At 69.7% G+C, this 11,082-nt stretch carries 4 protein-coding genes, 1 tRNA gene and 1 rRNA gene; 1 reads left to right on the forward strand and 5 read right to left on the reverse strand.

Annotated elements, in window-relative coordinates:
* Positions 1–168: 168 nt before the first annotated feature.
* Entirely contained in the window at positions 169–843 is a 675-nt protein-coding gene (locus ACZ67M_RS11570) for a response regulator (RefSeq protein ID WP_114529589.1), read from the reverse strand.
* Positions 844–1,209: 366 nt separating this feature from the next.
* Positions 1,210–6,684 (reverse strand): HAMP domain-containing protein, encoded by a 5,475-nt coding sequence (locus ACZ67M_RS11575; protein WP_469850675.1) that lies wholly within the window; start codon positions 6,682–6,684, stop codon positions 1,210–1,212.
* 392 nt (positions 6,685–7,076) lie between these two features.
* Here ACZ67M_RS11575 and ACZ67M_RS11580 point away from each other — a divergent pair, with 392 nt between their 5' ends.
* Positions 7,077–9,827 (forward strand): SpoIIE family protein phosphatase, encoded by a 2,751-nt coding sequence (locus ACZ67M_RS11580; protein ID WP_361367958.1) that lies wholly within the window; start codon positions 7,077–7,079, stop codon positions 9,825–9,827.
* Positions 9,828–9,873: 46 nt separating this feature from the next.
* On the opposite strand, the gene ACZ67M_RS11585 is transcribed toward ACZ67M_RS11580, so the two are convergent.
* The 3 genes from ACZ67M_RS11585 to rrf form a co-directional block, all read right to left on the reverse strand.
* Positions 9,874–9,949 (reverse strand) — tRNA-Thr (locus tag ACZ67M_RS11585).
* 75 nt (positions 9,950–10,024) lie between these two features.
* Positions 10,025–10,690, reverse strand: coding sequence for a DegT/DnrJ/EryC1/StrS family aminotransferase (locus ACZ67M_RS11590; protein ID WP_361368050.1), 666 nt, complete (start codon positions 10,688–10,690; stop codon positions 10,025–10,027).
* Between the two features lie 115 nt (positions 10,691–10,805).
* Positions 10,806–10,922: ribosomal RNA gene (gene rrf / locus ACZ67M_RS11595) — 5S ribosomal RNA — on the reverse strand.
* Positions 10,923–11,082 lie beyond the last annotated feature (160 nt).

An 11,082-nucleotide genomic window follows, 5' to 3' on the forward strand; every position in this document is an offset into this window, starting at 1 on the left:
GGGGGAGGCGGCGGTCGACACGTGCGCCTACCGCTTCACCCGTTCGTGTCGTCCGGAGCCAGTTGCGGAACTGACGCCTCCGGTACAGCTCCTGACAAGTCCTCACAGACCGGACCAAGGGGCTCGCGAGCCGCCCGGCAGCGGACCCGCAGGGGCCCACGACGGGCCTCAGTTGACGGCGGGCTGACCGCCGGACGTGCCGGGCTCCAGCGCGTCCAGGGCCCTGCGCAGCCCGGTGAGCTTACGCTCCAGGTGCGCCGCGGTGGCCACCGCGGCCGCGTCCGTGGACTCGTCGCCCAACTGCTTGGACAGCGCCTCCGCCTGCTCCTCCACGGCCGCCAGCCGGGCCGACAGCTCGGCGAGCAGCCCCGCCGGCTCCTTGGCCTCGCCGGCCGCGGCCTTGTCGCCACCCTCCAACTGGAGCCGCAGCAGGGCCGCCTGCTCACGCAGCTGGCAGTTCTTCATGTACAGCTCGACGAAGACCGAGACCTTCGCGCGCAGCACCCACGGGTCGAACGGCTTGGAGATGTAGTCCACCGCGCCCGCCGCGTACCCGCGGAAGGTGTGGTGCGGACCGTGGTTGATCGCGGTGAGGAAGATGATCGGGATGTCCCGGGTCCGCTCCCGTCGCTTGATGTGCGCGGCGGTCTCGAAACCGTCCATGCCCGGCATCTGGACGTCCAGCAGAATGACCGCGAAGTCGTCCGTGAGCAGTGCTTTGAGCGCTTCCTCCCCGGACGATGCCCGCACCAGCGTCTGATCGAGCGCCGAGAGGATCGCCTCCAGCGCCAGCAGATTCTCCGGCCGGTCATCGACCAGGAGGATCTTGGCCTTCTGCACCATGGCCCGCCCTCCTCGCCCCGGCGTGGGGCCTCCCCTGTCCGCAGGACTTGGCGCGGCACCGGCGGGTGCCACCCCGGGGGACGACTCCCTTGCGTCGCCCGTCCTTGTGCCGGTCATCGTAGCCGCACCCCGCCTGTCGCCACACCCTGTCACCGTGATGTCACTGTGCACATAGCAGAAACGCAGCGGGGGACCAGAAGGTTCCCCGAATCCCGTGCTTCTACACGGCTCCGGGCACGCTCAGTCAGCGACTGAGCGCGGGTCCCGGAGGTTCCCGCCGTTCTCGCACACCCCACGTTCGCACACTGTCCGGACGCGGCGCACGGAAGGTGCCCCTCCGTACCACCAGCACGGTGCCCGAACGTACTACTCCTCGCGCATCCACTGCTGCATCACCGTCAACAGGTGATCGGGGTCCACCGGCTTCGTCACGTAGTCGGAGGCGCCCGACTCGATCGCCTTCTCCCGGTCGCCCTTCATCGCCTTGGCGGTCAGCGCGATGATCGGCAGCCCGGCGAACTGCGGCATCCGACGGATCGCCGTGGTCGTCGCGTACCCGTCCATCTCGGGCATCATGATGTCCATCAGGACCACCGCCACGTCCTCGTGCTGCTCCAGCACCTCGATGCCCTCGCGCCCGTTCTCCGCGTACAGCACCGACAGCCCGTGCTGCTCCAGGACACTGGTCAGCGCGAACACGTTGCGGATGTCGTCGTCGACGATCAGCACCTTCTGCCCGCCGAACCGGATCCCGCGGCTGGACTGCGTCGTCTCCTGCCCGGGGCCCGGCTGCTGCCGCTCCCGCACCGCGGGCAGTTCCTCGGTCTCCGCCGAGCGGCGACGCCGCCGGAACAGCGCCGCGGCACCGCTCTGCGAGTCCTGGTACGACCGCACCTCGGCCGGCGTCTCGGCCTCCGTCTCCGGCCGCTCGTCCGTCGCCCCGGAGCCCGCCGGCAGCTCGCCTCCCCCGGCGGGCGGCAGGGGCTGCGGGTAGCCGTGCGAGGGCAGCTCGCTCGGGCGCAGCGGCAGGTAGAGCGTGAACGTCGAGCCACGGCCCGTCTCGCTCTGCGCGTGGATCTCACCGCCCAGCAACTGCGCGATCTCCCGCGAGATGGACAACCCGAGGCCCGTGCCGCCGTACTTGCGGCTGGTGGTGCCGTCGGCCTGCTTGAACGCCTCGAAGATCACCCGCATCTTGCTGGCCGCGATCCCGATCCCGGTGTCGCTCACGGAGAACGCGATCAGCTCGGCGTCCGGGTCGGTCATCGAACCCGCCTCCAGCAACTGCTCCCGGATGCCCTGCGGAACGTCGTCCCGGGCCGGCCTGATGACCAGCTCGACCGCTCCCGAGTCGGTGAACTTCACCGCGTTGGACAGCAGGTTGCGCAGCACCTGGAGCAGCCGCTGCTCGTCGGTGTGCAGCGTGGCGGGCAGCTCGGGCGACACCCGCACCGACAGGTCCAGGCCCTTCTCCGCGGTCAGCGGCCGGAAGGTGGCCTCCACGTAGTCGACGAGCTGGACGAGCGCGATGCGCGTCGGGGAGACGTCCATCTTGCCCGCCTCGACCTTCGACAGGTCGAGGATGTCGTTGATGAGCTGGAGCAGGTCGGAACCGGCCCCGTGGATGGTCTCGGCGAACTCGACCTGCTTGGGCGACAGGTTCGCGTCGGCGTTGTCGGCGAGCAGCTTGGCCAGGATCAGCAGCGAGTTGAGCGGCGTACGCAGCTCGTGCGACATGTTGGCGAGGAACTCGCTCTTGTAGCGCATCGAGACCGCCAGTTGCTCGGCGCGCTCCTCCAGGACCTGCCGCGCCTCCTCGATCTCGGTGTTCTTCACCTCGATGTCGCGGTTCTGCTGCGCCAGCAGCTCGGCCTTCTCCTCCAGTTCGGCGTTGGACGACTGCAGCGCCTTCTGTCGCTGCTCCAACTCCTCGGACCGCTCCCGCAGTTGCTCGGTCAGCTCCTGCGACTGGCTCAGCAGCACCTCCGTCTTGGTGTTGACGGAGATGGTGTTGACGCTGGTCGCGATCATCTCGGCGATCTGGTTCAGGAAGTCCTTCTGGATCTGCGTGAACGGCGTGAAGGACGCCAGCTCGATCACGCCGAGCACCTGCCCCTCGAACAGCACCGGCAGGACGATCACCTGGGCGGGCGGGGCCTCCCCGAGCCCGGAGGAGATCTTCAGGTAGCCGCTCGGCGCGTTCTCCACGAGGATCGTGCGCTTCTCCTCGGCGGCCGTGCCGACCAGCGCCTCCCCGGGCCGGAAGGACGTGGGCATCGACCCCATCGAGTAGCCGTACGACCCCAGCATGCGCAGTTCGTACTGGTCCTCCGGGGCGCCCGCCTGATCCTGGCCGTCGACGACCAGGGGCATCGCGAGGAAGAAGGCCCCGTGCTGCGCGGAGACCACCGGGGTCAGCTCGCTCATGATGAGCGAGGCGACGTCCTGGAGGTCCCGGCGGCCCTGCATCAGGCCCGAGATGCGGGCCAGGTTGCCCTTGAGCCAGTCCTGCTCCTTGTTGGCGATCGTGGTGTCGCGGAGGTTGGCGATCATCTTGTTGATGTAGTCCTGAAGCTCGGAGATCTCGCCGGAGGCGTCCACGTCGATCTTCAGGTTCAGGTCGCCGCGCGTCACCGCGGTCGCCACGCGCGCGATGGCGCGCACCTGCCGGGTCAGGTTCCCGGCCATCTCGTTCACCGACTCCGTCAGGTCCCGCCAGGTGCCGTCGACGTCCCGCACGCGCGCCTGACCGCCCAGCTGCCCCTCCGTGCCCACCTCGCGGGCCACGCGGGTGACCTCCTCGGCGAAGGACGACAGCTGGTCGACCATCGTGTTGATGGTCGTCTTCAGCTCCAGGATCTCGCCGCGCGCGTCGATGTCGATCTTCTTGGTCAGGTCGCCCTTGGCGATGGCGGTGGTGACCATGGCGATGTTGCGCACCTGACCGGTCAGGTTGGACGCCATCTGGTTCACCGACTCGGTGAGGTCCTTCCACGTACCCGACACGCCAGGCACGTGCGCCTGCCCGCCGAGGATGCCGTCCGTGCCCACCTCACGGGCCACCTTGGTGACCTGTTCGGCGAACGAACTCAGCGTCTTCACCATGGTGTTGAACGTCTCGGCCAGCTGGTGGACCTCACCGCGCGCCTCGATCGTCACCGTCCGCGTCAGGTCGCCGTTGGCGACGGCGGCGGCCACCTGGGAGATGTTCCGCACCTGGACGGTGAGGTTCTTCGCCATCAGGTTGACGTTGTCGCTGAGGTCCTTCCAGATGCCCACGACACCCGGCACGTGCGCCTGGCCGCCGAGAATGCCCTCCGTGCCCACCTCGCGGGCCACGCGCGTGACCTGCTCCGCGAAGGACGACAACTGGTCGACCATCGTGTTGACGGTGGTGACGAGTTCGAGGATCTCGCCCTTGGCGTCGACGGTGATCTTCTTCGACAGGTCGCCCTTGGCCACGGCCGTGGTGACCTCGGCGATGTTGCGGACCTGCATGGTCAGGTTGTTGGCCATGCCGTTCACCGACTGGGTGAGGTCCTTCCAGGTGCCGGAGACACCCTGCACCTCCGCCTGGCCGCCGAGGATGCCCTCGGTGCCCACCTCGCGCGCGACGCGGGTGACCTCCTGGGCGAACGACGACAGCTGGTCCACCATCGTGTTCAGCGTGTTCTTCAGCTCCAGGATCTCCCCGCGCGCGTCCACGGTGATCTTCTGGGACAGGTCACCGCGCGCCACCGCCGTGGCGACCTGCGCGATGTTGCGGACCTGCGCGGTGAGGTTGCCGGCCATGCCGTTCACCGAGTCGGTCAGATCCCGCCACACGCCGGCGACGCCGGGTACCTGCGCCTGGCCGCCGAGGCGACCCTCGGTGCCCACCTCGCGGGCCACCCGTGTGACCTGCTCCGCGAAGGACGACAGCTGGTCCACCATCGTGTTGATGGTGTTCTTCAGCTCCAGGATCTCCCCGCGCGCGTCCACGGTGATCTTCTGGGACAGGTCACCGCGCGCCACCGCCGTCGTCACCTGGGCGATGTTGCGCACCTGGGAGGTCAGGTTCCCCGCCATCGAGTTGACGGAGTCCGTCAGCTCCTTCCAGGTCCCCGACACGCCGTCGACCCGGGCCTGACCGCCGAGGCGGCCCTCCGTGCCCACGTCCCGGGCCATCCGGGTCACCTGGTCGGCGAAGCTGGAGAGCTGGTCGACCATGGTGTTGACGGTGTTCTTCAACTGGAGCATCTCGCCGGAGACGTCCACGGTGACCTTCTGCGACAGGTCGCCGTTGGCCACCGCCGTCGTCACCTGGGCGATGTTGCGCACCTGGCCGGTGAGGTTGCGGAACGCGGTGTTCACCGAGTCCGTGAGGTCCTTCCACGTCCCCGCCGCGCCCGGCACCTGCGCCTGACCGCCCAGCTCGCCCTCGACCCCGACCTCGCGGGCCACCCGGGTCACCTCGGCGCCGAAGCTGGAGAGCTGGTCCACCATCGTGTTGACGGTGTTCTTCAGCTCCAGCATCTCGCCGGCCACGTCCACGGTGACCTTCTGCGACAGGTCACCACTGGCCACCGCCGTCGTCACCGCGGCGATGTCGCGCACCTGAGTGGTCAGGTTCCGGAAGACGGTGTTGACCGAGTCCGTCAGGTCCTTCCAGATCCCCGCCGCGCCCGGCACGTTCGCCTGGCCGCCCAGCTGGCCCTCGCCACCGGTCTCGTTGGCCACGCGCGTGACCTCGTCCGCGAAGATCCGCAGCGTCTCGGTCATCTGGTTGATCGTCTCGGCGAGCTGCGCGACCTCGCCCCGGGCCGGCACCGTCACCTTCTTCGACAGGTCGCCGTTGGCCACCGCCGTCGTCACGTGCGAGATCTCACGCACCTGGGCCGTCAGGTTCCCGGCCATGGTGTTGACGGAGTCGGTCAGCTCCTTCCACACCCCGGCCACGCCCGGCACCTGCGCCTGCCCGCCCAGGGCACCCTCGGTGCCCACCTCACGGGCCACGCGCGTCACCTCGGAGGAGAACGCCGAGAGCTGGTCGACCATCGTGTTGACGGTGTTCTTCAGCTCCAGCATCTCGCCGGCCACGTGCACCGTGACCTTCCGCGACAGGTCGCCCTTGGCCACCGCCGTCGTCACCAGCGCGATGTCCCGCACCTGAGCGGTGAGCCGGTACGCCATGGTGTTGACGGAGTCCGTGAGGTCCTTCCACGAACCGGACATTCCGCGCACCCGGGCCTGTCCGCCCAGCTTGCCCTCGGTACCGACCTCGCTGGCCACCCGCGTGACCTCGTCCGTGAAGGTCGACAACTGGTCGACCAGGTTGTTCACGGTCCGTCCGACCTTGAGGAACTCACCGCGCAGCGGCTGCCCGGCCCCTTCCTCCACCTGCGTCCGCAGCTCCATGCGCGGCGACAGATCACCGTCCGCCACCGCCGACAGCACCCGGCTGACCTCGGAGACGGGCCGTACGAGATCGTCGACCAGCGCGTTCGAGTTGTCGATCGCGGTCGCCCAGGCACCGTCGCAGGCCCCGGTCTCCAGCCGCTCGGTGAGTTTTCCCTCACGTCCGACCACGCGCCGCACCCGCGCCAGCTCACCCGTGAGGTGCAGGTTGCGGTCGGCCACCTCGTTGAAGACCGCCGCGATCTCGGACATCACGCCGTCGCCGGACACCGTCAGCCGTTTGCGGAAGTTTCCCTCACGCATGGAGACGAGCGCCGCGAGCAGACGATTCAGCGCGGCCGTGTCCACCGTCGTGGTGCCGCCCCGCGGTTTGCCCTTGTTACTCAGGGACTGTCCGCCTTTCGCGCGCGTCTTCGTGGCCCGCGTCGCTGCGCCAGACTCCACTGTGTCCCTCCCGCAGGGGTCGACCGATACTGCTGTGCCCGGCCGCCCACACTCGGCGGACCGGTTACTGCCGCGTACTTCCCATGATGCCGAGCGATCCGGCCCGGCTCACCGGACCCGCTCCAGAGGCTGCTGCCCAAACCGCTCGGCGCGCATTCACCTGCCCGGACCTCAGAAGAAGCCTGCCCAGTGTTTCACCCCGGCCGAACCAGGCCATAACAGTTCGGCAGCTTCGCACATCGTCCGCACACCCTCTGGGCGGAAACACTGCAGACCGGCATCCGCATGGGCGGCGAAGGTAAGTAACCTTGCATGCGGCTGTCCAGCCAAGCCGGTGCGTCCGGTCTGGGCGGTGGCACGGAGACGAAGCGGGCATCGGAGGGGCGGCCGGAATGACCACCGGACTGATCCCGGGGGAGCAGCCCCCGGATCCCGGGCCGACGGGTGGACTGCCGCAGCAGCGGCACGACCGGGTCGGCCATGAGGCCGTGCCCGGGGAGAGAGGGTCGAGGAGTTCTGTGATCACCGCGCGCGCGGCCGCCAGCTTCGAGCCCGTCGGACGGTCCGTGGCGAGTGCCCGGTCCTTCGTCCGCGACACACTGCAGGGCTGGGGCCATGCCGACATCGTCGACGACGCCGTGGTGCTGACCAGCGAACTGGTGACCAACGCGGTGGTGCACGCCGGCACCACCGCGGACGTCGAGTGCATGCGCAGCGACGACGGTGTACGGATCGAGGTCGCCGACCACTATCCGGAGCGCGAGGTCCCGCTCCAGGGCTCCCCCGCCAACATGGGCAGCCCCGACCGCGAGGGCGGCCGCGGCCTCCAGCTGTGCGCGGCCCTGGCCGACCGCTGGGGTGTCGAGTACACGCCCACCCACAAGAACGTCTGGTTCCACCTCCACCTGCCGGAGCGCCCGGTCGGCACTCGCGCCGCCGGCCCCTCGCTCCCCGCCGACCTGCTGCCGCTCGCCGACGGCCGGGTCCGCGTCGCCGTCGTCCAGATCGACCGCACCGGCTCCGTCACGTCCTGGAGCGAGGACGCCGAGGAGCTCTTCGGCTACCCGGCCGAGCAGGTCACCGGCAAGCCCCTCACCGACTTCGCCGCCTGGCCGCACACTCCGGGCACCAGCACCGGCATCGCCGAGGCGCTCCAGCTCTCCCGCTGGGAGGGCAGCTACGGCATCAGGGGCGCCAACGGCCGCGTCACCCCCGTGTACGCCTCCCACCTGCGCGTCCGCGACGCCGGCGGCGAGCCGTCCACGGTCTGCCTCCTCGTCCGGGACCACGAGCGCGCGGTCCTGCAGACCCCGATGCGCGTACCGGCCGCCGACTCCTCGTCCTCCGAGGGCCAGAGCACCGACCCCTTCGAGGTGTTCATCGGCTCCCCCGCCCCTGACGACCTCGACGGCCTCCTCCAGCGCACGGTCGAACGCGCCCGCGACATGCTCGACGCCGACGCCGCCTTCCTGCTGCTGGCCACCGACGACGAGACGGAGCTGGAGGTCCGCGCCTCCACCGGCCTGCCCTCCGCCCGCCAGCGCTTCGCCCGCGTCCCCGTGGAGGCCGGCCCCGGCCGCTACGGCTCCGCGCGCATGCCCGCCGTCCACGACGACCTCGCGGCCGTCCCCGGCGCCGTTCCGCTGCTGAACGGCACCGGCATGCGCTCGGTCGTCACGGTCCCCCTCAAGGTCGAGGGCCGCCTCACCGGCTCCCTCGGAGTCGCCGCCGAGGCCGCGGGCCGGTACTCCAACGAGGAGGCGCTTCGCCTCCAGTTCGCCGCCGACCGCATCGCCCTGGCCGTCGAGTCGGCCCGCCTGGGCGAGCTGGAGCGGCTGCGCCGCGGGTCGCTCAGCTTCCTCGTCGAGGCCTCCGACCTCCTCGCCGGCACCCTGGACCGGGACCAGACGCTGGCCCTGATGGCCCAGATGACGGTCCCCACCCTCGCCACCTGGTGCGCCGTCTACACCATCGCCGACCAGGCCTCCGAGCCGTACCTCTCCTACGTCCTGCACGAGGACGAGGAACTCATCGACGGCATCAAGTCGCTGCTGTCGAAGATCCCGCCGCCCGACCCGGTACCCACCCCGGGCGCCCGCGTCTGGACGACCCCCGCCGACATGGCCCACCAGGCCGCGCTGCGCACCTCCATGCGCGACCTCGGCCTGAGCGGTGGCCCGGCGCACCAGTTGAGCACCGGCATCGGCCCGACCCTCGCCACCGCGTCCGCGGTGGGCGGCGAGACCGTGGTCCTGCCGCTGGTCGCCCGCAACCGCGTCATCGGCATGCTGACCCTGGGCAAGCCCACCGACGACCACTTCCGCCAGGAGATCCTCGAACTCGCCGAGGACCTGTCCCGCCGAGCCGCCCTGGCCCTGGACAACGCCCGCCTGTACTCGGAGCGCACGGCCATCAGCCAGTCCCTCCAGCGCAGCCTCCTGCCGCCCGAACTGCCCCTCATCGACGGCGTCGAGGTCGAGGTCATCTACCGCGCGGCCGGCGAGGGCAACGAGGTCGGCGGAGACTTCTACGACCTCTTCCCGATCAGCGACGGCGCCTACGGCTTCGCCATCGGCGACGTCTGCGGTACGGGCCCGAACGCGGCCGCCGTGACGGGTCTGGCCCGGCACGCCCTGCGCCTGCTCGCCCGCGAGGGTCTCAGCGGCCCGGCGGTCCTGGAGCGCCTCAACTCGGCCATCCTCGACGAGGGCGCCCGCAGCCGCTTCCTCACGCTGCTGTACGGCGAGATGCGCCCGCAGGACGACGGCAGCGCGGAGTTGAAGGTGGTCTGCGCCGGCCATCCGCTCCCGCTCCGGCTGCGCCAGGACGGCTCGGTCGAACCCGCCGCCGAACCCCAGCCGCTCCTCGGCGTGATCGAGGACCTGGAGCTCTACGAGCAGACGGTCACCCTCGACCCGGGCGACGTCCTGCTCTGTGTCACGGACGGCGTCACCGAACGCCGCGAGGGCACCCGCATGCTGGGCGACGACGGCCTCGCCGACGTCCTCACGTCGTGCACGGGTCTGACGGCGGGTGCGGTGGCCGCGCGCATCATGCGCGCGGTGGAGCGCTTCGCCTCTGACGCCCCGTCCGACGACATGGCGATCCTCGCGATGCGCGTCCCGGAGCCGCACGCGGACTGACCAGGGCAAGCGAAAGGCCCCGCCCAATTGGGCGGGGCCTTTGCGGTGGAGCCCCCAAACGGAATCGAACCGTTGACCTTCTCCTTACCATGGAGACGCTCTGCCGACTGAGCTATGGGGGCCTGTCGCTTTCGGGTTTCCCCGCGGCAACGGAATAGATCATACCCCGAACAGGCCGGTGCTCCCAACCACGGAGTTCATCCGAACGCGGGTTGCAGAAGCCCGCCCAGGGCGTTGCACGCGGACACGATCCGCTGCATGTCCCGCCTGGTCAACGATGCCTCGACCGGCAGCGCGAGGGTCTCGTCGACGGCCCGCTCGGTCTCGGGCAACGACACGCATCGCCGGAATCCCGGCAGCCGGTGCACGGGGGTCTTCACCGGCACCCTGCAGTCGACGCCCCGTCCCCGCACGGCACGCGCGAACGCGTCCCGGTCCGGCCGCCCGTTCCCCGGCACCCGTACGACGTACTGCTGGTAGGTGTGCCCGTCGCCCCAGTCGGGGGTCCGCACTCCCCTCAGCTTCCCGTCGAGGTAGGCAGCCCGCTCCCTGCGCCGCGCTATCTCGTCGTACGGCGCCTCGGACTCCCCCTGCTCCAGCACGAGCAGCCCGTGCCGCTGTCCGATCCCGTGCAGCGGACCCATGTCCGCCGGGTGTCCGAACCGGTGCACGGCGATGATGGCCGCGGTCCGCGACGTCAACGATGCCTCCACCGCGGCGGCGTCGAGGCAGTACGTCCCCGGATCTATGTCGGCGAACACCGGCAGCGCGCCGGCGAGGGCCACGGCCTCGGCGACTTCCACGTTCCCGAAGGCAGGTACGACGACCTCGTCGCCGACGCCTACGCCGGCGGCCCTGAGCATTGCTGAGGTACCCATACGAACGATGGTCGTAGCGCAACGTGAACTTCAAGTGACGGCAAACAAAAAAGGGTTGGCCCCAGAACCGAAGTTCTGGGGCCAACCCTTTTCAATGATTGTTCGGCGGCGTCCTACTCTCCCACAGGGTCCCCCCTGCAGTACCATCGGCGCTGTAAGGCTTAGCTTCCGGGTTCGGAATGTAACCGGGCGTTTCCCCTACGCTATGACCACCGAAACACTATGAAACAGACAACCAACCCGGTGACCAACACAGGTCTGATTGTTCGTGGTTTCAGAACCAACACAGTGGACGCGAGCAACTGAGGACAAGCCCTCGGCCTATTAGTACCGGTCACCTCCACACCTTGCGGTGCTTCCAGATCCGGCCTATCAAC

It is taken from the genome of Streptomyces sp. NPDC107500 (assembly GCF_055582785.1).